This window comes from Novosphingobium sp. P6W (assembly GCF_000876675.2).
Classification (GTDB): Bacteria; Pseudomonadota; Alphaproteobacteria; order Sphingomonadales; family Sphingomonadaceae; genus Novosphingobium.
Map to the genome: position 1 here is coordinate 1,878,373 of NZ_CP030353.1, position 22,183 is coordinate 1,900,555.

The following is a 22,183-nucleotide window of genomic DNA, read 5'->3' on the forward strand; positions in this document are numbered from 1 at the left end:
TGTTATCCTCCCCTTTTGTTCGACCCGGCACATTGAAGTGCGCCGTTATCGTTGAGCTTCCCCGGCTCTGCTTTATCAGTAAGCGTGATACCGGTGTCAGCAACCGTGAATTTGATGTTAGGACGATAGGCGCAGTCGTTCATTGCTTCGTCCGCGAAAAGGGGCACGATCGATGCACGCGCAGCATCGGTTGCAGTATGGGGTGGTTGAAAGGGCAAATTGACGGGCGCGGCGCGCTTCAGGCCGGGGCGAAGTTCGTTCACCCGGCGGGCTGTGCGATGTATGATGCGCAGCCGGCATTGATCGAGTTCAATTGCGGCATGGATGGGGCGCCCGTCGCTCGCCTAGTCTGGACGAAGGATAAGCCCGTAAATGGGGCAAGGGAGAGTTGGACGTGTCAAGCAGAGCCGAAATTGCCGTCCCGCCCGCCAGTACCGCCAAACCCACGCGCGTCCGGTTTTTGATTATCGCTCTGGTCTTCGTCATCACCTCGCTGAACTACGCGGACCGCTCGACCTTTTCGATTGCCGGTGCCTCGGCTTCGGATGAGTTGGGGCTGGGGGCGATCGAAACCGGGTTCATTCTCTCCGCATTCGCATGGGCCTATGCTGCGGCTCAGATTCCGGGCGGGTTGCTGCTCGATCGTTTCGGGACGCGGCCGGTTTACATCGCCGCGATCGGTACATGGTCGATCTTCACTGCGATCCAGGGCTTTGCGGGCTTCCTGACCGGAGCAGCCGTGGTCGCGCAGCTTTTCGTGCTGCGCTTTCTGGTGGGGCTATGCGAAGCGCCCTCTTTTCCCGGCAACGCCCGCATCGTCACCGCCTGGTTCCCTGCGAGGGAGCGGGGCACGGCATCGGCGATCTTCAATTCCGCGCAGTATTTCTCGCTGGTTGCCTTTGCGCCGCTGATGGGCTGGGTGGTCCATACCTTCGGCTGGAGGGCAGTATTCTTCGTGATGGGCGGACTGGGCCTGATGGCGATGCTCGCCTTCGCCGCGTTCATTCGTGATCCCGTCAGGCACAAGTGGGCCAACCGGGCCGAGATCGACCTTATTCGCGAAGGCGGCGGGCTGGTCGAACTCGATAGCCATAAGGGCAAGCGCGGCGATCCGACCTTTACCTGGAACAATGTGCGCCAGTTGCTTGCGAACCGGATGATGATCGGCATCTATCTGGGCCAATACTGCATCAACGTGCTGACCTATTTCTTCGTGACGTGGTTTCCGATCTACCTCGTCAAGGATCGCGGGTTCGACATTCTGGAAGCGGGCTTCGTGGCCGCCGTACCGGCCCTGTGCGGCTTCGTCGGCGGGGTTGCGGGGGGCGTTGTATCTGACAAAATTCTCGCGCGGACCGGGTCGATCACGCTGGCGCGCAAGGCGCCCCTGCTGGGCGGGATGCTGCTGGCCAGCCTCATCATGGCCGCCGCCTATGTCGAGAGCCGCTGGGGCGTTATCCTGCTGATGTCTTTGGCGTTCTTCGGCAAAGGCGTGGCCTCGCTCGGCTGGGCGGTGATGTCCGATGTCGCGCCCCGCAAGCTGGCAGGGCTGGCCGGGGGCGTGTTCAATACGTTCGGCAACGCAGCGGGTATCGTCACCCCCATTGTTGTAGGCGTGCTGGTCGCCAATGCCGGGTCGTTCGATACCGCGCTGGTCTTTGTCGGCGCGCATTGCCTGCTGACCATCGTCGCCTACTTCTTCATAGTGCAGAAGCTGGAACGCCTGGAGCTGGTGCCATGAATTTCGACCGACGCTCCCTCCTTGCCGGCAGCGGTATCGTTGCGCTGACCGCTGCGGTGCCGGGCCTTGCCGCCGAGGCCCGCAAGGCGCCCGAGATCGCCATCGACACGCCGATGGCGGCGCCGCGCTGGGCTGTGCTGCAGCGCCACCTGATCGCCATGCAGGGCGACGCCGCGCAGGCGTTCCACGACCGCTACTTCAACCAGAAGCACGAGATCGAGGCATTCCTGCGTTGGGGTGCCAACGATGGCCCGGACGATGCCATTGAGGCAGTGAACGACTGGCCCTATCTCTACCTGATGGGCGGGGGCGACCATATCCTCCAGCTGGCCCGCGCAGTGCAGGAAGCGCATTTCGCGCAGTATTCGCGAGCCAGAACGCGTGACGTGCCGATGGGCCGAAATGGCATGTACGTTCGCGAATTTCCGCCCCAGATGGATTGGCAACACATCTCCGAAGGCCTGACCACCTTCAACCAGCTCGGTCTGTGCACGCCCGGCGACCGCAAGCTGATCGAGCGCGCGCGCCGTTTCGCGGATTTCTACACCGGGCGCGATCCCATCGCGGCCAACTACGATCCCAAGCTGCGACTGATCCGCTCGATGTTCAACGGCAGCATCGGCCCGCTTATGCGCCCGGCAACGATGCTCGACTGGGCGGGCGATCCGTTCGACACCGCGCCCTTCGAAATGGTCCACGGTGAGACCAGTTACGCAGACACGCTCGAACACTACCGCGAATATACCGAGACGGTGGGGGACAACCCGCTCAACCTCCACTCCACCGCGCTGGGCTTCAACGCCTGGATGCTGACGGGCGAGAACCGGTTTCGCGACTGGATGCTTGAATATGTCGAGGCATGGGCAGCGCGCGCCCGGGCCAACGACGGCATCCTTCCCAGCAACATCGGCCCCGATGGCACCGTCGGCGGCGGCGCGGGCGGCAAGTGGTATGGCGGCACCTACGGCTGGGGATTCAGCCCGATAAACCCCGTCACCGGCAAGCGGGAAGACCGCAACCGCATCCCGCGCGCGATTCTGGGATTCATGAACGCCTATATCGCCACGGGAGACGACCGCTATCTGCAGGTGTGGCGCGATCAGAACGCACGTATCAATGCGGCTTCGCGCAAGGTGGACGGCGTGATGTCGGCTCCGACAATGCACGGCAGCGAGGGCTGGTACAGCTTCAAGCCCGGCCCTTACCGCTTCAATACCGGCGAAATCTGGTATCTCTCCATGCAGGGCAGCGACCGCGCCGCTATGGCGCCGACGCCGTGGACACAGTTCCTTGACGGCAAGGCGCCGGATTGGGCCGAACAGGCCCTGCTGGCCGACATGGAGCGTGTGCGCACGCAGCTCGTCCGCGTGCGTGAGGACAAGACGACCGCGCAGACCCGCCTGGCCGACAATCCGATCGAGCGTAATCCGGTTTCGGTGACGGCTCTGATGCACCAGACGATGGGGGCGATCCACGTCGCCCGCCCGCCCTGGTCGCCAACTTCGCCGAACCAGGGCGGGACCTTGCTGTTTGCGCGGCTACGGCATTTCGATGCCGATCGCAGGCGTCCCGGCTTGCCCGAAGACGTGGCAGTGCTGGTGGAGAAGCTGGACGCGAACACGACGACGCTGTCGCTGGTGAACCTCAACCCGGCTCTGGCGCGGCGGCTCGTGATCCGGGGCGGTGGGTACGGCGAGCACCGGATCGAGGCGGTGCGGCTGGGAGATAGGCGCATTCCTGTCGGCAGCCGTGATCTGGCCTTGCGAATCGAACCGGGGTCAGGCGCGCGCATTACCCTGGAAATGAACCGCCATAGCCAGCAGCCGACTTTGGCGTGGCCCGACTTGATGGCTTGAAACGTTATCCTCCCAGATAACGGGAGGACATCACGCCGCCGATACCGCTTTCAGGCACAAGTCCCGGAACGCCGGTAAGGCGGGGTTCTCGCTCTCGCGCCGCCAGGCAAGGTGCAGTTCCACCGGCGTTTCCGGCTCGCTCACGAACGGGCGGAACACAACCCCTCGCGGATGCAGTCCCGCCGCCGCTTCAGGCACGATCCCCGGCGCCAGCGCTGCGCCCACAAGGCCGAGCAGCGAATGGATCTGAGTGACATACTGCACGTAGTTCGGCGCCGCTCCGGCCCGCTCGAACAGGCTGCTGAGCAACCGGTGAAAGTATCCGGCGCCGCGCTGGGCATACATGACAAGGTCGATACCGTCGAAGTCTGCCGGGCCGAAACTTTCCTGCCCTGCCAGCGGATGATCTTCGGGCAGGGCGACAAGCAGGTTTTCCAGCAGCAGCGGTGCGGAATCGAACTGCACCCGGTCTATCGGCGGACGTACCAGCGCAAGATCGATCAGCCCGGTATGCAGCGCTTCGAACTGATCGCCAGAGACCAGTTCATGCAATTGCAGTTCCAGCCCCGGCAGCTCCACCGCCGCGCGCTTGACGATGCGCGGCAGCAGGACATAGCCCGAGACCGCCGTGAAGCCGATCGAGATGCGCCCCGTCTCGCCTTTCCACACCCGCCGCGCCGCCAGCGCCGCGCTTTCGGACAGGCGGACGATGCGCCGCGCTTCGTGGAGGAATGTCTCACCGGCCAGCGTCAGCGTGACCCGGCGGCTGGTGCGGTTGAACAGTTCAACCCCCAGGATACGTTCCAGCACCTGGATCTGCCGGCTGAGCGGCGACTGGGTCATGTGCAGACGCTCTGCCGCGCGGCCGAAGTGGAGTTCTTCGGCCAGGACGACGAAGCAGCGCAAGTGTGTCAGTTCGAACATGATCGATGCGTACATGCTGCCCGCTCTCAGTGAAAGACGCTAGGTTATCCCGCCTGACGCATTCCATCGATGCCGGGTGGACATGAATTGATCCATTCTAAGCGGTGGGTGCAAGGGCGCGGGACGGCTAGCAAAGTGCCACAGGATCAATTGGAGCATTAGCGATGTCGCCTCAGGAACTGGCTGCCCGGATCGGCGCAGGCCTTCTCTCGTTCCCGGTCACCCATTTCGACCGGGACATGGCCTTCGATGAAGGAGCCTACCGCGAGCATCTCGCATGGCTGTCCGACTATGATGTCGTGGGCCTGTTCGCCGCCGGCGGCACCGGCGAATTCTTCTCGCTGACACCGGCGGAAGTGCCGGTGGTGGTCAAGGCTGCGGTCGAGGAAGCGGTCGGCAAGGTGCCCGTGCTTTCGGGATGCGGCTATGGCACCGCAATCGCTACAGGGATCGCCCGCGACGTAGAGCAGGCCGGCGCCAATGGCATCCTGCTGCTGCCGCCGTACCTCGTCAATTCGACGCAGGAAGGGCTGGCCGCGCATATCGAGGCGGTCTGCAAGGCGACCTCGCTGGGCGTGATCGTCTACAACCGCGACAATGCGATCATCAACGAAGATACGCTGGCCGCGCTTTGCGAACGCAATGCCAATCTTATCGGCTACAAAGACGGCATCGGCGATGTCGAACTGATGATGCGCATCTATGCCAAGATGGGTGACAGGCTGACCTACATCGGCGGCCTGCCCACCGCCGAAACGTTCGCCCCGGCCTATCTGGAGATGGGCGTGACGACTTATTCCTCAGCGATCTTCAACTTCATGCCGGAATGGGCGCTGGGCTTTTACAAGGCCGTGCGCGCGCGCGACAAGGCTGCGGTTATGGCCCAGCTGAGCGATTTCGTGCTGCCCTACATTGCCATTCGCAACCGCAATGCGGGCTATGCCGTCTCGATCGTCAAGGCGGGCATGAATGTGATCGGCCGCCCTGCCGGTCCGGTGCGCCTGCCGCTGACGGACCTGACCGATGCAGAGCAGCAGGACCTGCGCGTCCTTGTAGAAAAGGCCAATGCTTCGCTGCGGGCGCCTGCCTGATCTACCTTGCGCGCGGGCTGCTCCAACAGCCCGCGGCGCGGGTTTGCCTTGCCAGCCGCGCATCTCTGGCAAGGCAAACCCGCCAGGGCTTTTCCGTGTCCTGATCATCGATCAGCGGCCTCAACAGTGATCGCCACTGCTGCAACAGCAGCTCGCCGCTATCCGTACACTCGAGCACCCTGATCGGACGACGTTTGCCGGTCAGGTTGCCGGAGCGTCCTGCCATGTGCCGCCCAGTGCACGGAACAGGTCGACCTGGGCAAAAGCCACGTCGCGGGTTGCGGCGGCGGAGTCCGCTTCGGCTTGCGCCAGGGTGCGCTGGGCGTCCAGCACGGCGAGTGCGTCGATTTCGCCCCGGCTCTGGCGGGCCAAGCCTACGTTCGCGGCGCGGCTGGCGGCATCGCGTGATGCGGAGAGGCGCTCCTTGCGCAGCAGCGCGTTGCGGTAGGCCGAAAGCGCGGTTTCCGTTTCCCCCAGCGCACGCAGAACGGCGCCGTCGAAAGTGGCGAGGTCCGCCTTGGCGTCTGCCCTGGCGCCGCCGATACGCGCGCGGATCGCTTCCTGGTTGGGGAAGGCCCACGATATCATCGGCCCCAGCAGCCAGCGCAGCGGGCCGCCACCGAACACTTCGGTGGCGCCCACGGCCGTGGTGCCTACCGAGCCGCCCAGCGTGATGCGCGGATAGAGGTCTGCCGTGGCTACGCCGATACGCGCGGTATCGGCGGCGAGGCGGCGCTCGGCGGCCTTCACGTCGGGACGGCGTGACAGCAGCGTGGCGCCGTCGCCCACCGGGATGGGCTGGCCGACATTGGGTGTGGTGGTGCGGGCGATCACCGCATCGGGCAGGTCCTGCGGGGTTCGGCCGGTGAGCACCGCGATGCGGAACAGGGCTGCGTCCCGGCGTGCCTCCAGCGCGGGGATCGCGGCGGCCTGAGCCTCGCGCAGTTGGATGGTGCGGATCACGTCGAGCTTCTGGTTGAGTCCGCGCTCGAAACGGGCATTGGTGATCCGCTCCGATCGGGCGAGCAGGTCCACCGTGCGTTCGGCGACGTCGATCTGTTCGCCTGCGCTGGTGGCGTCGACATAGGCGCGCACTGTATCCGCCACCACGGTCACCCGAACGGCGTCGGCATCCTCCTGCGCAGCGCCGAGATCGGCGCGCGAGGCTTCGATCCCGCGCTTTACGCGGCCGAACAGGTCCAGCTCGTAACCGACCGAGAGGCCGCCATCGACGCGGCGGCCTTCGCGGTCATAGCCGGGCAGGACCTGGCTTTCCGAGGCGCGGCCATAGGTGCCGGTGGCGTCGATGGTGGTGCTGGGCAGTGCGTCCGATCGCGATCCGCGCAGGGAAGCACGGGCGCGCTCTATCCGGGCCAGCGCGATGCGCAGATCGGTGTTGGCGCGTAGCGCGTCGGTGACGAGGCCGTCGAGCACGGTGTCGTTGTAGAGGTGCCACCACTGCGCCACGGGTGCGCCGGCGGTCACTTCGGCGGACTGCATGCCCACGAAAGGCGCCTCGGCGGACGGGGGCGGGGTAGGCGCGACATGGTCGGGGCCCACCGCGCAGGCGGAAAGGGCGGTTGCGGCCAGCAAGGCCGCGATGGTCTTCGTCATCATCGAAGATATCCTGTCATTCGCCGCGACTGGCGGCGGTGTGAATTTTGCGGTCCTTGGCAAGTCCAGGGTCGGCAGGTTCGATCCCGCCTACCCTGGACTGCCAGGATCATTCCGCCGGCTGCAGCGCGTGGCTGGCGTGATGGTTCGGGCCGCGGCGGCCGCCGAGCCTTTCGGCAAGATTGCGGCACACGACGTAGAAGGTCGGCGTGAACAGCAGGCCGAACCCGGTGACGCCCGCCATGCCGAAGAACACCGCTGTGCCCAGCGCCTGGCGAAGCTCGGAACCGGCGCCTTCCGCGATAACCAGAGGCACGGCGCCCAGGATGAACGCGAAGCTGGTCATCAGGATCGGGCGCAGACGGGTCCGGGCGGCGTAGATGGCGGCCTCCACCGGAGACATGCCGCGTTCGTCTTCGGCCTGCTTGGCGAATTCGACCACGAGGATCGCGTTCTTCGCCGACAGCGCGATCAGCACAACAAGGCCGATCTGGGTGAGGATATTGTTGTCCATGCCCCTGAAGTTGACGCCCAGCATCGCTGCGAGAAGACACATCGGCACGATCAGGATGATCGCCAGTGGCAAGGTCAGGCTTTCGTACTGCGCGGCAAGGACGAGGAACACGAACAGGACCGCCATGCCGAAGACGACGCCTGCCGTATTGCCGGCGGTGGACTGCTGGTAGGCGATGCCTGTCCATTCGTGGCCGTAGCCTGCCGGCAGGGTGTCGTCGGCAAGCTTTTCCATCGTCGAAAGCGCTTGTCCGGTCGAGTATCCGGGGGCGACGTTGCCGTCGACCTCGATGGCCGGGTGCAGGTTGTAGCGCACGACGCGGTAAGGGCCGGTCTTGTCCTCGAAATTGGCTACCGAACCGATGGGAACCATCGCGCCGGAATTCGACCGGGTCTTGAGGTTGGCGATATCGGCGACCGAGCCGCGATGGGCCTGGTCGGCCTGAGCGGTGACGCGGTAGGTGCGGCCGAGCAGGTTGAAGTCGTTCACGAACGCCGAGCCGAGGTAGACCTGAAGCGCCTCGAACACACGTTCGGGAGGAACGCCCAGCAGATCGGCCTTGCGGCGGTCGACGTCGGCGAAGACGCGCGGGGTGTTCTGATCGAACAGGGTGTAGATCTGATGCAGGCCCTTGCTCTGGTTGGCCTTGGCGATCAGCGGACCGGTGGCCTTGGCAAGGTCGCCGTAGCCGCGTCCTTCATTGTCCTCGACGATCATGCGGTAGCCGCCGGCGGGGACGATGCCGTTGATGGTCGGCGGCGGGATCAACAGGACCTGCGCCTTGTCGTAGCCCTTCATCGCCTCCTGCGCCTGCTTCATGATCTGGTCGTAGGTAACGCCCAGTTCCTTGCGTTCCTCGAAGGACTTGAACGGGAAGTAAATCGCGGCGGCATCGGGAGCGGCGGTGCGCGAAGGCCCGTGGAAGCCGGCGAACATCACCGCGCCGCGAATGCCCTTGATGGGCAGCAGCCGCTTGGCGATGTCCTGCGTCACCTGGTCCGTGCGCTCCAGCGAGGAACCGGAGGGCAGAAACGCGGCGGCAAGGAAGTAGCCCTGGTCCTGCTGCGGAACGAAGCCAGTCGGCGTCGCCCAGAACAGGCCCACGGTAGCGGCGATGAGGGCGCCGTAGACGGCCATCATGCGCGCGGGCAGAACCACGAGACGGGCGGTGAGGCGGGCATAGCTGTCGCTCATCCGCTCGAAGCCGTGGTTGAAGCGGTCGCCCGCCGATTGCAGGACACGGCGCCAGCGCGGCGCATCCTCGCCAAGGCGTTCCTTGTGGCGCAGCAGGATCGCTGCCAGCGCTGGAGAAAGGGTGAGCGAGATGATCAGCGACAGCACCGTCGCGGTCGAGATGGTGACGGCGAACTGCTTGTAGAACTGGCCGGAAATGCCATCGATGAACAGCGTCGGCACAAAGACCGCGCAGAGCACCAGGACGATGGCCACAAGCGCGCCGGAAACCTCGTCCATCGAACGGCGCGAGGCTTCAAGCGGGGTTAGTCCTTCCTCGATGTAGCGTTCCACGTTCTCGACCACGACGATCGCGTCATCGACGACGATGCCGATGGCGAGCACGAGCCCGAACAGCGAGAGGTTGTTGAGTGAATAGCCCACGGCTGCCAGCATCACCGCCGTGCCGACCAGCGAGACCGGGATGGCGATGATCGGGATGATCGCCGCACGCCAGTTCTGCAGGAACACGAGGATGACGAGGACGACGAGGATCACCGCCTCGAACAGGGTGTGATAGACGGCGTCGATCGACTGGCCGATGAATTCGGTGGGGTTGTAGATAACCGAATATTCAAGGCCCTTGGGGAACTTGGCGGCAAGGGTATCCATCTCGGCGCGGACGGCCTGCGCGGATTCCAGCGCGTTGGAGCCGGGGCGCTGCAGCACCGCCATGACGATGGTGGGCTTGCCCGAGAGATAGGTGTTGGTGTTGTAGTCCTGCGCGCCCAGCTCGACGCGGGCGACATCGCGCACGCGCACCTGATGGCCGCCCGGATCGGTGCGGACCACGATATCGGCGAACTGCTTCGGGTCGGCAAGGCGGCCCTGAAGTTCCACGCCGACCTGGTAGGCGTTGCCCTTGTCGAACGGCGGTGCACCGATGGACCCTGCCGAAACCTGCACGTTCTGAGCCCTGAGCGCGGCGACGATCTCACCGGCGGTCAGGTCCATTTCCGCTGCGCGGCCGGGATCGATCCAGATGCGCATTCCGTAGTCGCGCGCGCCGAACAGCTGCACGTCGCCCACGCCCTCAACGCGCGCCAGCCGGTCCTTGACCTGGGTTAGCGCGTAGTTCGAAAGGTAGTCGCGGTCATAAGTTCCATCGGGTGACTGGAGGTTGACCACCATCAGGAAGTCCGGCGAGGACTTGCGTGTGATTACGCCCAGGCGCTGCACTTCTTCGGGCAGGCGCGGCGTGGCAACTGCCACGCGGTTCTGCACAAGCACCTGCGCGGCGTCGAGGTCGGTGCCGATCTTGAAGGTGACGGTGATCGTCACCTTGCCGTCGCCGGTGGACTGCGAGTCGACATAAAGCATGTCGTCGACACCGTTGATCTCCTGCTCGATGGGAGCAGCTACGGTGTCGGCGACGGTTTCGGCTGAAGCGCCGGGGTATTGGGCGGTCACCGTCACGGTGGGCGGGACGATGTCGGGATACTGGCTGACCGGCAGGCCGACGAACGCCAGCGCGCCGATCACGGTGATGATCACCGCGATGACGCCCGCGAAGATCGGGCGGTCGATGAAGAAGCGGGAAAGTCGCATTTTGGGTGGCCCTTCTGGGCGCGCGTCGGGGCAGGCTTGCAGCGGGGGCTGCAAGCAAGGCATTCCGGCGCGCCGGTGGCGCGGTAGGTCGAGGTGAGAACGGCGTAAGGCTTCCGCGGCGGAAACGCGGCCGGCCTGTCCTATTTCTTCGTCATCCCGGCTTTCGCGAAGGATAACGGGTTCTTGTGTATCGGCGCTGTCAGTTCACGAGCGTGGCCTGCGCGGCAGCCGGTTCGGCCGGGCCGGGTCCTGCCTGGACCTGAGCGCCCGAAACGATCTTGCCCGCCTTGGTCTGCACATGCGCGCCGGGCATGACGGCCTGGTAGTTGGAGATGACCACCGTATCGTCCGCCTTCAAACCCGAGCGCACGACGCGAAGATCGCCGATCAGCGGTCCGGTTTCGACCGGCCTGCTGGCCACGGTGCCATCCTTGCCCACGACCATCACGACCTTGCGGGTCTGGTCGGCACGGATCGCCGCGTCGGGCACCAGCATGGCCTTGACGGTGCCGCCGCTGGCGAGGCGCATGTTGCCGAACATGCCCGGGGTCAGGAACCCATCGGCGTTGTCGAGGCTGGCGCGCACGCGGATCGTGCCCGAACGCGGGTCCAGCCCGTTGTCGGTGAAGTCCAGCCTGCCCTTCCAGCGATAGTCGGCCTCGTCCTGCAGGCGAACCTCAACGGGAGCGGCATCGCGCTTTTCGGCTTTGTCGCGCTGGGTCTTGAGGAACAGCGATTCAGAGGCGTCGAAGGTGAAGTAGATCGGAGAAACGGCATTGATCGTCGTGAGCAGCGTAGCCCCGGCGCCATTGTCGCCGGAGACGAGGTTGCCCGAATCCACACGGCGGTCGGACACGCGGCCCGAGATCGGCGCGCGCACGGTGGCGAATTCCACGTCGAGGCTACGGGTGCGTACCCGTGCCTGCGCGCCGGCCAGTGCAGCCTCGGCGGCGCGCACTCGGGCGCGGCGCTGATCGACTTCGCTGGCGGCCATCGCTTCGTCCCCGGTCAGCCCGGCAACGCGGGAATAGTCGGAACGAGCGAGGGCCAGATTGGCGCTGGCCGATGCTGCATCCGCCTGCGCTTCTGCAAGGGCGGCGCGGTAGGGTCGCTGGTCGACCACGAACAGCGCCTGCCCGGCCTGAACATAGTCGCCGTCCTTGAACAGGATCTGGGTAATCGCACCCGACACGCGCGGGCGCACCTCAACCGTCTTGCTGGGGGCGAAACGGCCGACGTAATCGTCCCACTGCGTCACGTCCCGCACAAGCGGATGGGCGGTCTGGACGACGGTTGGCGGTGGCAGCGCGGCGGCAGGCTCGGGCTGGAGGAATTTCCAGCCCAGGCCTGCGACCGCGACCAGCGCCAGGGCGCCGATGACGACCGGCATCCGGCGCGAGGACGAGCCGCGCTCGGTCCTTACGTCGCTGTCCCGTGCATATTCGGAAGGGATTTCAAGAGATGTGGCGAGATTCACGCGGCGAGCCTCCGGAAGGGCGCTTTCGAGCGGCCGATTATATCTATGACGGCACCGATCTTGGCTTCGCTGTGACCGGCCGCGCGGGCCTCCTTCAGCGCCGAGACCGGCAGGGTGTAGCCCTGGTGCCAGGCGTGGACCGCCAGGCGCCGAAGGGCTTCGAGTTGTTCGTTGGCCAGCATGGCCGAAGGGGGCGTCGGGCCGAAGATCAGCCGCGAAAGCCAGCCTCGCTTGCGCTGGGGGCGCAGAGTGCCAAGGCCGTCCTCGCGCGCGAGCGCCACGACGCGGTGTTCCAGCGGGGAAAGTGGCTGTGTTTCGGCGGTCGGGTGCGCCGGGACGGAAATTGCGATGGGCAGCGCCTGGTGTGCTGCATCGGCGAAATCGATGAAGGCCATGTCTCGTGCTCCTTCCTGGAGTGCCCCGGCGCACGCCCCGGGACGGGGGAAGGGCGCACACCGGGGCAACTTCCGGCTCGGGGCAGCCGGAAGGGTTTCGGGTGCAGTCGGCCGGCGGCGGACACGGGTGTCCGACCGGGCAACTGCCAGTTCTGCGTAATGTGGGCCTGCGACCCGCGTGGGTTGAGGCGCCATGACCGACCCGTGAGGGCCAGTTGGTTGTTGAGGGATTACCCGATGCCGTGTCGGCGGCGAGTCGGGCAGTGACTTTCTATACCGAGTGGTATATATTCCATGCTGCGTTGCGTCAAGCGGCTTTCTGTACCGACCGGTAAATTAGGTCGCGCCAGGCTTTTCAAGAGGTGAACGGCAGTTGAATGAAATTTTTGTGGAAGGCGTGGAAGGTGCCGCGCCCGGCTTCGCCTAAGAGCGGTCCGCACTTCGGCGCCTTTCCCGAAAGTCAGCCCTAGCGGCTGGGCCACATCGACAGGAACGAGTCGACTGTACCTTGCAGTTCAGTGGGGCAAAGACATCCCTGCGCCTTGACCGACATCCCTTGGAGGACAGTGGTCAGGCAGCCGGCCAACGCTTTTGCGTCGACGCTGCCGGGCAGGTCGCCTTCGCTCTGCGCACGCAGAAACCGTTGGGCGATGGCCGCCTCTGTCGCGATGCGCCTGGCGATGACATGCTCGCGGATCGAATCGTCTTCAGTCGCGCAGGCGACCGTGCTGATGACGCCAAGGCAGCCGTGGGGATCGCTGGTGCCGCAATGCGTCGCGACGGCACCGTTGAGCAGACGCTCGGCCACGCCGCGGGCGGTGGGCGCATCGAGCGCTTTGCCGACATAGGCCAGCTTGTCACGCTCGTAGAGTTCCAGCGCCTTCTTGAAGAGCGCTTCCTTGTTGCCGAAACACGCGTAGAGGCTGGGCTTGGTGATGCCCATGGCCTCGGTCAGCTCCGCCATCGAAGCGCCTTCGTAGCCGCGCGTCCAGAATACGCGCAGCGCGGAAGCAAGCGCCTTGTCAGGATCGAATTCACGCGGTCGGCCCCGACTCGCAGTGGGGGCCGTATTGGGGGCCGAACATTTCATACCGAGCGGTATATAGGTAGGCGGAGCGGCTGCGTCCAGTGGCGCTTCCCTTCCTATCCTTTTGGTCAAGGCCCGCAACGCTGAGCGGAACCGTCTCGAACGCCGAACTTCCGTGTGCTGAGCGCGTGATCCTCCTATTTCCTGTTCTGGCCCTTTAAGACGAGCAGGCCGATCAAGGCGGCGCCGACTGCGGCTCCGCCGACCGTCGCGGCGGTCCTGATCGGAGACAGGCTGCCGTCGCTGCGGTGAAGATGGGGGCGCAGGCGTTTCAGCAGAGTTTTGCGTTTGGAAAGTGCTTCGAACATCTCTCCCGGCCCTTCCGGGTCGAGTATCTTGTTGTCGGCCAGCCATTCACGCACCGCATCGAGTTCGGGTACTTCGTAGGGGCGCAGCGACCGGCCGGGGCCCCGCAGTTGCTCGACCGTCTGGATGATCGATCCGGTCTCGGCGATCAGCGCCGCGACAGACTCGCAGTCGCTATCGAGATGTTCGGCCAGCAGCGAATTGCGGATGCCCGCGATCGTCTCGCGCTCATCGGCATTGGCTGGCCGTCCGGCATCGATGACGACATCGCATTCGGTATCGAGCCTGAGCGAGCGATTGTTGAAGTTCGACGATCCGACGCGCAGCACTTCGTCATCGATCACCGTCACCTTGGCATGGACGTAGATCGCCTCGCCGCCGGCGGTAAAGGGGTGGTAGAGCCGCAGGCGACCGTGAGGGTCTTGCTCGTGCAGCGCCTCGACCAGACGGGCGCGCGCTGAATCCATGGCGATCGGTTCAAGCCAGCCCTGCGCGTTGGTCGGATGGACGATCACGAATTCCGGGCCGTCCGGTTCGGCCAGCCGCTTCGCAATCGCCTCTGCCACCTTGCGCGAGGCAAAATACTGGCTTTCGGCATAGACCCACCGTTTTGCGCGCGCGATCAGGTCGACGTAGAGCTGCTCGATCTCGTGGCGAGGTTCCTGGTCCGCCATCTCGGGGACGGTGAGCGCGACGCCGACTTCGACGTCGGTGAAGTCTGCTGTGACGTGACCGGGCCAGCAGTCGTCGTCATCGATACCCTCGACCGGCTCGAGGGTGCCGCCTCCCGATACTTCCCAGCGCCGCCGGCACATATCACCCAGAGCGCGCGCGACGGGGCCCTGCAATATGGTCGTGGCATCGTGCCATGGTCCGTAGGGAGTGCCGTCCGGCTCGACACGGCGCGGCTCGTCGTCGGCATGGCCGCGCGTGTCCCAGCGATCCACGGTCATGTCGATGCCGCCGCAAAAAGCGACGTCATCGTCGATCACGACCACTTTCTGGTGGTGCGATCCGGCCGGGGGGTGATGGCCGTCCAGGCGAAGGTGAATCTGGGGGTCCTTGATCCACCGTGCCATCCGCATCAACGTCTGCGCCTGGAAGATCGTCTTTATCGCGCCGGTGTCCCACCGCAGGATATGGACGTGCAGGCCCGGCGTGCGTTTCACCAGCCAGCTTAGAAATTCTCCGACCCGATCCGGGCCGCCATCATCGACGTCACCGCCGAAGCGGATGCGCGCGTCGAAATCCCAGCCCACCAGCAATATCTGCTTCCTGGCATTCATCATCGCCGCACGCGCGGCTTTGAAATAGTCGTCCGCATCGACGATGACCGTGGCCCGGGTAGCAGGTTCGATCCGCCAGCAGTTTCGACCCGGCTCAAGCATGGTTGTCTCATCAGTCATGCGGTGGGCCATCGCAGGCTTGGGGCGATCTGCCAAGCGATCGTCAGCCGTTGTCTGCGTTAATCCGGCATCATGTCGTTCAGCGCGCGGCGCGCATCTGCCTTGTCCGGTTCGATCGCTATCGCTCGTTCGAGATATGACCTGGCCCGGTCCCGATCGCGCCCGACACCCACACCCGCATTATACGCAAGGCCAAGGTTGAGGCATCCGTCAGCATCGCCCAGTTCACAGGACTTTCCGAAAAGTTCGGCAGCACGTTCCACGTCCCTGGCAATGCCGTTGCCATTTTGAACCAGCGTTCCCAGGTTCCCACATGCTGCGCCGTCATCCTCATCACATGCGCCAACATAGAGTGCCGCAGCCCGCTTCGGGTCCTTGCTGACGCCCAGGCCCTGATCGTACACCACACCCAGGTTGTAACATCCGCCGGCATCGCCCCCATCACAGGACTTTTTGAACAGGCGCCTCGCCTTGCGAGCATTGGCGCGCACGCCGATGCCCATTGAATAGGCGGCGCCCAAGCTGGAGCAACTCGCCGCATTGTCCGCTTTGCAGGCGAGGGTGAAATAGCCAAAGGCGCGCCCGACGTCTTTTGCGACACCCTCTCCCTTCACCAACGCCAGCCCGAAATTGCCGCAGGCGCTGGCGCCTCCCAACTCGCAAGCGCGGGCAAATGCAGCAGCAGCGCGTTCGGGAGCGGGAACAATGCCCTGTCCTTCATGGTACGCAATCCCAAGCAATGTGCAGCTGTCAGCTTCACCGCCGTCACATGCCTTGTCGAAAAAAGTGGCGGCCTTTGCTGGGTTCTGTGAGACCCCGTTGCCGTTTGCGAACCGTCCGCCCAGTTCCGCGCAGGAGCCGATGACACCGGAATCGCAAGAGTGTTCGAGCTGCGTTATTTCGGCTTCGTCGTCGGAAACTGTTTCGAGTACCCTATCGGCGGCCGGTGACGACACTGCAATCAGCGTCGCTATCAGGCCGCAGCCCCAGCGGCACCATGTGCGCATCCACTTGCTTGAAGGCACAAGCGCTTTGTGTCTTGAGTAAAGCACGGCGATTTCCCCTTCATGCATTGCCTGGAGTTCCCGGGCGGCCATTTCCAATTTGCCGCTGCGCCAGCATGCAGGGCGAGATCGCTCTTATCTGCCTACTCGCTCATCCGCACGGCAACGTCCATCGATACGAAATCCTCGGCAGCTCCCAGATAGGCGCCCGAGACGGGCATGATCTGCCGGTTGAAACGGGCAAATGCGACAGGCACGAGTTGTCCGCTGCCAATACGCCGATGGGTCGGATCGAAGGCAATCCAGCCGGCACCGGGAAGATAGATTTCGGCCCAGGCATGGGTGGAACCGGCGTTGCCATCTGCCGGGCCGATATCGAGAAGATAGCCGGAAACCGCTCGTGCCCCGAACCCGAGATGCCGTACCGATTCGATGAACAATGTTGCGATATCACGGCAGGACCCGCTTCCAAGAGCAAGGGTTTCGGCTGGAGACTGAGTGCCTTCTTCGTCGCGGATGCGATAGCGAACGTCGCCGAGAACCCCCGAATTGATGTCCTTGAGCAGTGAAAGCGTGTCGGTCTGCGTCCCCATCACGAACCGGCGCGCCCAATCGCTGACCGTATCGCCGCCGGGGGTGAGCCAATCCGGCTGTGCCAGTGCGCCAAGGTCGATGAGATCGTCCAGTGTATAGGTGAACGGGTACATGTGTGCCGCTGGGTCGATCGCGAAAATCGGCCACTCGGGCGCCCTGTGGTCCACCACCGCGTGGCTGATGATGGTAAGTTTGTCCGAAGGTTGGGTGAAGGTCGCGGTTGCTATCAGGTTGCCATGGACATCCAGCGTCCACGATATGTCCGCTTCCGGCTCACAGTGAAGGGAGCGCTCCAGGGTGGTCAGGTCGCCGCTGTCGCGCGGCGTGACGACAAGCCGGTGCGCCTGTAGAATGATGCGGCGGGCATATTGATAGGTCGTACGGTGGTTGATCGTCAGGCGCATTTCAGTGTTCCGACTATGCTATTTTTCTAAAAGACTACCGAAGGATCTTTCATCAGCATGTGCGCAGATCTGCGCTCGGTCTGGTAGCGAATTTGACAAGCACCCAGGCCGGCTAACGTGCATTTACCCGGTGGCGATGCTTTCTTCCAAGGAATGAGGAACCAAAGCATTCCATGAGCCGCTTAGGGGAGACGAAATCTGGGAAATATGCATGGCCGATAATTCCGTCGAGACGACAGTCCTCATTGTGGAGGACGAGGTCTTCATCCGAATGATCGGCGTGGACATGCTGGAAGATTCCGGTTTTCGCGTTCTGGAAGCGAAAAATGCGGACGAGGCACTGGAAATTCTCAAAAACGGCGCCGACGTCAAAGTGCTATTCACCGACATCCGCATGCCGGGGAAAATGGATGGCCTGGAACTTGCGGAGTTCGTTCACGCACGTTGGCCCGAGATAAAGCTATTGATCACCTCTGGCCATTGCAGGCTGTCAGACGATGAAGTTCCAGATGGCGGACGTTTCGTCGCAAAGCCCTACAAGCTGGAAACCGTCATTGAGCAGATTCGTAAAGCCTTGATCGAGCGTTGATAAGTGCAGGGCATGAACGGATTCGCCGTGGGGTATGGCCAGGTCAAGGTAAGCCGCTCGGCGTATGATCGGCCTGAATTTCTTGGCATCGCCGATGGGAACCGTTCGTGCAGCGGCGCGCTTAACGCTTGTATGAAGCAAGCCGATACGATGGTCGCATCGGGACGCCAAAGGAGACTCAGATGGGTGAACTGACTGACAAGCTCGATGCCGCTGGCAACAAAATTGCCGGTAGCGTGAAGGAAACCGTCGGCAAGGCGACCGACAACGAAAAGTTGCAGGCCGAAGGCGCCGCGCAGAAGCTCAAGGGCACCGCGCAGGACGTCAAGGGAAGCGTCAAGGGCGCTTTCGGCGACAAAATCTGATCCAACTCATGTCCGGGCGGTCATAGGTGACAGCCCGGACTTATAACGGAACCGCCTGGTATCCCCAGGCGGCTTTTTCGCGTCAATTGTCTGGCCCCCTAGTGTCGAATAACACCGGAAGCCCAGGCCTTCGTCACGCCGGGAGCATAGTGCCGGTATCGATGAAGCGCTGATGCCATGACAGCGCCTCTCCCGGCAGCGATGGGGCGTGGCGGCCGTAGGAGCCGTGATAGGCGCGGTCGTAGTAATCGCGCAGCGCATCGCGGTACATCGGGTGGGCGCAGTTCTCGATCACCAGCGCGGCGCGCTTGCGTGGGGGCAGGCCGCGCATGTCGGCAAGGCCCCGTTCGGTCACCAGTACCGCTACGTCCTGCATGATGTGATCGACGTGGGCTGCCTGCGGAACGATGGCCGAGATCGCGCCGCCCTTGGCGATGGACGGGGTCATGAAGATCGAGACGTAGGCATTGCGCGCGAAGTCGCCGGAGCCACCGATGCCGTTCTGGATGCGCGATCCCATCACGCAGGTGGAGTTGACGTTGCCGTATATGTCCGCCTCGATCAGGCCGTTCATGGCGATGCAGCCCAGACGGCGGATCAGTTCGGGGTGGTTGCTGATCTCCTGCGGGCGCAGGATCATGCGGCTGGCATAGCGTGCCATCTCGGCATTGATGCGCTCTGCCGCCTCGGGGCTAAGCGAGAACGCGGTGGCGGAGGCCATGCGCAGCTTGCCCGCGTCGATCAGGTCGAGCATGCCGTCCTGGATCACCTCGGTATAGGCGGTGAGGTTGTTGAAAGGCCCGTCGATGAGGCCGGTCAGCACGGCATTGGCGATGTTGCCGACGCCCGATTGAAGCGGCAGCAGGTCTGCGGGAAGGCGCCCCTTGGCGACTTCGTGGCTGAGGAACTCGATGATGTTCCCGGCAATCGCCAGCGCGCTGGCATCCGGCGCGGTGAAAGGCAGGTTGCGGTCGGGGGCGTCGGTTTCGACGATGGCTATAATCTTGGCGGGGTCGCACTGCAGGGTGGCCTGGCCGATGCGGTCGTCGGGGCGGACCAGCGGGATCGGCACGCGGCGGGGCGGCAGGGCGGTGCCGTAATAGATGTCGTGCATTCCCTCCAGCGCCGGGTTCTGCCACGAGTTAACCTCGAGAATGATCGCGTCGGCGCGGTCGAGCCAGGTCTTGTTGTTGCCAACCGACGATGAAGGAACCAGCGAGCCATCAGGCCGGATTGCGGTCACTTCCACCACCGCCACGTCCAGCGGCCCAAGGAACCCCTGCCATGCCATCGGCGCCACCTGCGACAGGTGCATGTCGAGATAGTCCATCTCGCCCTTGTTGATCCTCTCGCGGGCGATGGGGTCGGAATTGTAGGGCAGGCGCAGTTCGATGCCGTCCGCCTTGGCCAGCGCGCCGTCGAGTTCAGGGCCGGTCGAGGCGCCCGTCCAGACCTTTACGCGCATAGGGCGGCCGGCGGCGTGTTCAGCTTCGATCCGTGCGGCGAGCGCCATCGGTACGGCCTTCGGGTAGCCGGAGCCGGTGAACCCGCTCATCCCCACGGTCTGCCCGTTGTGGATCAACGCGGCGGCGTCGGCTGCGGACATGACCTTCTGGCGCAGGTCGGCACGGGCGATACGGTTCGTCATGGGGAGTCCCTCTCAGTACTCTGGCCTTCTCGGGGCCGCAGCGCTTCATTCGAACCGTGCAGGAATGAAGGCAATAGCTCAAATGAGTGCATCACTTGTGCTATATGCGTTCAAATGAGCGACCTGATCCGATCCCTGCGACTTTTCGTGCGCCTGAGCGAGGAGGGCAATTTCTCCTCCCTCGCGCGCCGGCAGAACCTCAGTCATACCACGATAGCGCGCGCAATTGACGATCTGGAGGCACATTTCGGCGTCCGCCTGTTTCAGCGCTCCACTCGCCGGCTGACGCTGACCGGCGACGGCGAACGATTGGCCGAACATGCCGCCGCGATCCTCGATCAGGTCGGGCAGGCGGAGGCGGATCTGGCCGGCGCGGTGGCAGCGCGGGGCCTTGTGCGGATCGGCGTGACTACGGCGCTGGGCCTGCATTATGCGCAACGTCTGGAGCGCCTGCGAGAAGGGCACCCCGATCTCATGGTGGAACTGCTGTTCGCCGACTGGCGCGACGTGGCCGACGATGGCGGGCTGGACCTGTGGCTTACAGTTGGGGCGAGCCAGATCCCGGGGGCGGTGATGTTGGGGGAACTTCCGCGTATTCTCGTCGCCGCGCCGGCCTATCTTGAGGCCCATGGCGAGCCGTCCAGCGCCGAGGACCTGATGATGCACCAGTGCCTCACCTATGGCTATGCGGCCCGCGCCGAGCCGTGGCCGATCGAGGGGCGAGAGATGCGGGTGAACGGGTTCCTGCGCGCCAGTACCAGCGAGGCGGTGCTGCGAGCGACACGCGGAGGGTTGGGCATCGGCCTGCTGCCGCGTATCCAGGTGGAGGAGGACCTTGCGCGCGGCACGGCCGTGCAGGTGTTGCCAGAGGCTCGCATCGCGCCGCTCGCCATCATGGTCGCCCATGGATTTCGCGGCATGCGCATGCCGATGCGCGCCCGCGTGGCGATGGATTTCCTGGTCGAAAGTTTCCCCGGAGACCGGACATACACACGCATTACGACGGGCAGGCGACATGGGACATGAAAGTCCTCTCCTCGAAGGTCAGTTCCCCCGAGAAAATGCCGGGCATCGAACTGGAATTCGTGAATTGGTCAGGAATGCGAGCGGAAAATATCCTGCGATGATGCTCCCCGGAACACCGCGACGGTTTCCTTGAGGCCTTTCGTCGCCAACATTTTGCGGATCTCCTGCACTTCCGGCTCGAGGTGAAGAATAGCGTCGCTCTCGGCGATGGCGGACAGGCCCTGATCCCAGCCCGCAGCTTCCATGGCCCGATTGATCGAGCGTTTCTTTCCGGCCAGTACGCCCGGAGGAACCAGGGCGATGCGAGCCGCCAGTTCTTCGACGCACGCGATCAGGTTCTCGGCCGGAACCGCCGCGTTTGCCCAACCCCACTCCACTGCGGTCTTTCCGTCGATGCTGTTGCCAGGCAGGAAGGCGAATTCCTTGGCCCGTCTGCCCCCTACCTGATGTACCCACGTCGGAGCCACGAAACCGCCGCCGATGGGTATCGTCGGCTCGGTGATGGCAGCGTCCTCGGCGACGACGAGGATGTCCGCAAATCCGGCCATCTGTGCGGCGACGCCGATGCAGTAGCCATGTACGGCCACGATCACTGGCTTGGGATGGCGCCAGATTTCGCGCCAAAGCTCGACGTAGCCCGCCAAGCGCGTCACATCCTGCATGGGGCTGGCATCGGCGTTGTACTGGCCAAGGTCCATGCCCGCGCCGAACCCTTTGCCTGCGCCCCGGATACCGACGACCGGCGCGCCTTCCGCTTTGAGGCGCTGCAGCACCACGCCGAACTGGGCGAGCATGTCTCGCGAGAAGGCATTAGCGGCCTCGGGCCTGTCCAGCACGATCCAGTCGATCGCCTTGCCTTGCTCGAGGCGAATCCCATCTATGTTGCCGTCCGTCATCCCCGCTCCTGTTTTCTTGTTAATTGAGGGTCAAAACCCTGTTTAGAGCCGCAACCGAAGCGGCAGGCACATGGCCATCACGATCTGCTCCATGGTGTCTTCCAGAGCGTGATCGAACGTTTCCGGAAATTCGTGTGCTTCCATCCGCACATGTCGGACCAGCAGGTTTAGAAACATCAGGCTGACATTGACGAGCCGCCGCTGGGCGACGGCCGCGGGGAGATAGTCGACCCGCTCGCGCAGCAGTTCGAGGGCACGATTGAGCTGGGGAGGCGCTTCGCCGCCAAACTGGCCGAACTCGTCCCAGTCGCCGTGAAGCAGGTATTGTGACAGGAACGTGCCGTAGGAGCGGTTCGTCCCGCCGTCGAGATGCAGCTGTGGAAGCAGGATGACTTCGAGAATGGACCTGGCGTCACGCAACCTGCCTCTACTCGATGCGCTTCGGCGACGACCGCAAGCGGGAAC

The 22,183-nt window shown here is 64.1% G+C and carries 19 protein-coding genes; 6 read left to right on the forward strand and 13 right to left on the reverse strand.

Features of this window, described 5'->3' with window-relative positions:
* Positions 1-2 precede the first annotated feature (2 nt).
* A complete protein-coding gene (locus TQ38_RS24215) occupies positions 3-263 on the reverse strand; it encodes a hypothetical protein (RefSeq protein ID WP_043970216.1) in 261 nt (86 codons plus the stop codon).
* 131 nt (positions 264-394) lie between these two features.
* On the opposite strand from TQ38_RS24215, the gene TQ38_RS24220 reads away from it, so the two are divergent.
* Both TQ38_RS24220 and TQ38_RS24225 read left to right on the forward strand, forming a co-directional pair.
* The gene (locus TQ38_RS24220; protein ID WP_043970733.1) at positions 395-1,741 is read left to right on the forward strand and encodes an MFS transporter; all 1,347 of its coding nucleotides are present in this window, start codon (positions 395-397) and stop codon (positions 1,739-1,741) included.
* A complete protein-coding gene (locus TQ38_RS24225) occupies positions 1,738-3,597 on the forward strand; it encodes a hypothetical protein (RefSeq protein ID WP_043970217.1) in 1,860 nt (619 codons plus the stop codon). Before TQ38_RS24220 ends, TQ38_RS24225 begins: the two co-directional genes overlap by 4 nt.
* Positions 3,598-3,627: 30 nt before the next feature.
* Here TQ38_RS24225 and TQ38_RS24230 read toward each other — a convergent pair whose 3' ends face one another.
* A complete protein-coding gene (locus TQ38_RS24230) occupies positions 3,628-4,536 on the reverse strand; it encodes a LysR family transcriptional regulator (protein WP_240198081.1) in 909 nt (302 codons plus the stop codon).
* A gap of 149 nt (positions 4,537-4,685) precedes the next feature.
* On the opposite strand from TQ38_RS24230, the gene kdgD reads away from it, so the two are divergent.
* Positions 4,686-5,612, forward strand: a complete 927-nt coding sequence (kdgD, locus tag TQ38_RS24235) for a 5-dehydro-4-deoxyglucarate dehydratase (protein WP_043970218.1) — start codon at positions 4,686-4,688, stop codon at positions 5,610-5,612.
* Between the two features lie 201 nt (positions 5,613-5,813).
* On the opposite strand, the gene TQ38_RS24240 is transcribed toward kdgD, so the two are convergent.
* From TQ38_RS24240 to TQ38_RS24275, 8 genes are all read right to left on the reverse strand, one after another.
* On the reverse strand, positions 5,814-7,229 hold the full coding sequence (locus TQ38_RS24240; RefSeq protein ID WP_043970219.1) for an efflux transporter outer membrane subunit: 1,416 nt from the start codon (positions 7,227-7,229) through the stop codon (positions 5,814-5,816).
* 106 nt (positions 7,230-7,335) lie between these two features.
* On the reverse strand, positions 7,336-10,521 hold the full coding sequence (locus TQ38_RS24245; RefSeq protein WP_043970220.1) for an efflux RND transporter permease subunit: 3,186 nt from the start codon (positions 10,519-10,521) through the stop codon (positions 7,336-7,338).
* A 199-nt stretch (positions 10,522-10,720) separates the two neighbouring features.
* On the reverse strand, positions 10,721-11,998 hold the full coding sequence (locus tag TQ38_RS24250; protein ID WP_240198082.1) for an efflux RND transporter periplasmic adaptor subunit: 1,278 nt from the start codon (positions 11,996-11,998) through the stop codon (positions 10,721-10,723).
* A complete protein-coding gene (locus tag TQ38_RS24255; RefSeq protein ID WP_043970221.1) occupies positions 11,995-12,393 on the reverse strand; it encodes a hypothetical protein in 399 nt (132 codons plus the stop codon). Before TQ38_RS24255 ends, TQ38_RS24250 begins: the two co-directional genes overlap by 4 nt.
* A gap of 466 nt (positions 12,394-12,859) precedes the next feature.
* On the reverse strand, positions 12,860-13,483 hold the full coding sequence (locus TQ38_RS24260; RefSeq protein ID WP_043970224.1) for a TetR/AcrR family transcriptional regulator: 624 nt from the start codon (positions 13,481-13,483) through the stop codon (positions 12,860-12,862).
* Between the two features lie 134 nt (positions 13,484-13,617).
* Positions 13,618-15,192, reverse strand: coding sequence for a phospholipase D-like domain-containing protein (locus TQ38_RS24265; protein ID WP_240198083.1), 1,575 nt, complete (start codon positions 15,190-15,192; stop codon positions 13,618-13,620).
* A gap of 59 nt (positions 15,193-15,251) precedes the next feature.
* On the reverse strand, positions 15,252-16,289 hold the full coding sequence (locus TQ38_RS24270) for a tetratricopeptide repeat protein (RefSeq protein WP_043970227.1): 1,038 nt from the start codon (positions 16,287-16,289) through the stop codon (positions 15,252-15,254).
* 50 nt (positions 16,290-16,339) lie between these two features.
* Positions 16,340-17,194, reverse strand: coding sequence for a transglutaminase family protein (locus TQ38_RS24275; RefSeq protein WP_043970229.1), 855 nt, complete (start codon positions 17,192-17,194; stop codon positions 16,340-16,342).
* A gap of 211 nt (positions 17,195-17,405) precedes the next feature.
* Between TQ38_RS24275 and TQ38_RS24280 the strand changes: the two genes are divergently transcribed.
* Together TQ38_RS24280 and TQ38_RS24285 are read left to right on the forward strand one after the other, a co-directional pair.
* On the forward strand, positions 17,406-17,783 hold the full coding sequence (locus tag TQ38_RS24280) for a response regulator (protein ID WP_043970231.1): 378 nt from the start codon (positions 17,406-17,408) through the stop codon (positions 17,781-17,783).
* A gap of 182 nt (positions 17,784-17,965) precedes the next feature.
* The gene (locus tag TQ38_RS24285; protein WP_043970233.1) at positions 17,966-18,148 is read left to right on the forward strand and encodes a CsbD family protein; all 183 of its coding nucleotides are present in this window, start codon (positions 17,966-17,968) and stop codon (positions 18,146-18,148) included.
* A 133-nt stretch (positions 18,149-18,281) separates the two neighbouring features.
* Here the strand turns inward: TQ38_RS24285 and TQ38_RS24290 are convergent, their stop codons facing one another.
* Positions 18,282-19,796: an acetyl-CoA hydrolase/transferase family protein gene (locus TQ38_RS24290; protein ID WP_043970235.1), complete on the reverse strand. Its 1,515-nt coding sequence runs from the start codon at positions 19,794-19,796 to the stop codon at positions 18,282-18,284.
* 114 nt (positions 19,797-19,910) lie between these two features.
* Here TQ38_RS24290 and TQ38_RS24295 point away from each other — a divergent pair, with 114 nt between their 5' ends.
* On the forward strand, positions 19,911-20,822 hold the full coding sequence (locus TQ38_RS24295; protein ID WP_043970237.1) for a LysR family transcriptional regulator: 912 nt from the start codon (positions 19,911-19,913) through the stop codon (positions 20,820-20,822).
* Between the two features lie 68 nt (positions 20,823-20,890).
* On the opposite strand, the gene TQ38_RS24300 is transcribed toward TQ38_RS24295, so the two are convergent.
* On the reverse strand, positions 20,891-21,718 hold the full coding sequence (locus TQ38_RS24300; RefSeq protein WP_043970239.1) for an enoyl-CoA hydratase/isomerase family protein: 828 nt from the start codon (positions 21,716-21,718) through the stop codon (positions 20,891-20,893).
* A 42-nt stretch (positions 21,719-21,760) separates the two neighbouring features.
* Complete coding sequence (locus TQ38_RS31105) at positions 21,761-22,138, reverse strand: hypothetical protein (protein ID WP_240198084.1); 378 nt, start codon at positions 22,136-22,138, stop codon at positions 21,761-21,763.
* Positions 22,139-22,183: the final 45 nt, after the last annotated feature.

What these genes read in the sequence shown, in the direction of transcription:
- TQ38_RS24300 (WP_043970239.1), bottom strand. Translation starts at nt 21,718, where the DNA reads ATGACGGACGGCAACATAGATGGGATTCGCCTCGAGCAAGGCAAGGCG.
- TQ38_RS24275 (WP_043970229.1), bottom strand. Translation starts at nt 17,194, where the DNA reads ATGCGCCTGACGATCAACCACCGTACGACCTATCAATATGCCCGCCGC.
- TQ38_RS24255 (WP_043970221.1), bottom strand. Translation starts at nt 12,393, where the DNA reads ATGGCCTTCATCGATTTCGCCGATGCAGCACACCAGGCGCTGCCCATC.
- TQ38_RS24280 (WP_043970231.1), top strand. Translation starts at nt 17,406, where the DNA reads ATGGCCGATAATTCCGTCGAGACGACAGTCCTCATTGTGGAGGACGAG.
- TQ38_RS24270 (WP_043970227.1), bottom strand. Translation starts at nt 16,289, where the DNA reads ATGGCCGCCCGGGAACTCCAGGCAATGCATGAAGGGGAAATCGCCGTG.
- TQ38_RS24285 (WP_043970233.1), top strand. Translation starts at nt 17,966, where the DNA reads ATGGGTGAACTGACTGACAAGCTCGATGCCGCTGGCAACAAAATTGCC.
- kdgD (WP_043970218.1), top strand. Translation starts at nt 4,686, where the DNA reads ATGTCGCCTCAGGAACTGGCTGCCCGGATCGGCGCAGGCCTTCTCTCG.
- TQ38_RS24265 (WP_240198083.1), bottom strand. Translation starts at nt 15,192, where the DNA reads ATGACTGATGAGACAACCATGCTTGAGCCGGGTCGAAACTGCTGGCGG.
- TQ38_RS24245 (WP_043970220.1), bottom strand. Translation starts at nt 10,521, where the DNA reads ATGCGACTTTCCCGCTTCTTCATCGACCGCCCGATCTTCGCGGGCGTC.
- TQ38_RS24295 (WP_043970237.1), top strand. Translation starts at nt 19,911, where the DNA reads ATGAGCGACCTGATCCGATCCCTGCGACTTTTCGTGCGCCTGAGCGAG.
- TQ38_RS24225 (WP_043970217.1), top strand. Translation starts at nt 1,738, where the DNA reads ATGAATTTCGACCGACGCTCCCTCCTTGCCGGCAGCGGTATCGTTGCG.
- TQ38_RS24240 (WP_043970219.1), bottom strand. Translation starts at nt 7,229, where the DNA reads ATGATGACGAAGACCATCGCGGCCTTGCTGGCCGCAACCGCCCTTTCC.
- TQ38_RS24290 (WP_043970235.1), bottom strand. Translation starts at nt 19,796, where the DNA reads ATGACGAACCGTATCGCCCGTGCCGACCTGCGCCAGAAGGTCATGTCC.
- TQ38_RS24260 (WP_043970224.1), bottom strand. Translation starts at nt 13,483, where the DNA reads ATGAAATGTTCGGCCCCCAATACGGCCCCCACTGCGAGTCGGGGCCGA.
- TQ38_RS24230 (WP_240198081.1), bottom strand. Translation starts at nt 4,536, where the DNA reads ATGTACGCATCGATCATGTTCGAACTGACACACTTGCGCTGCTTCGTC.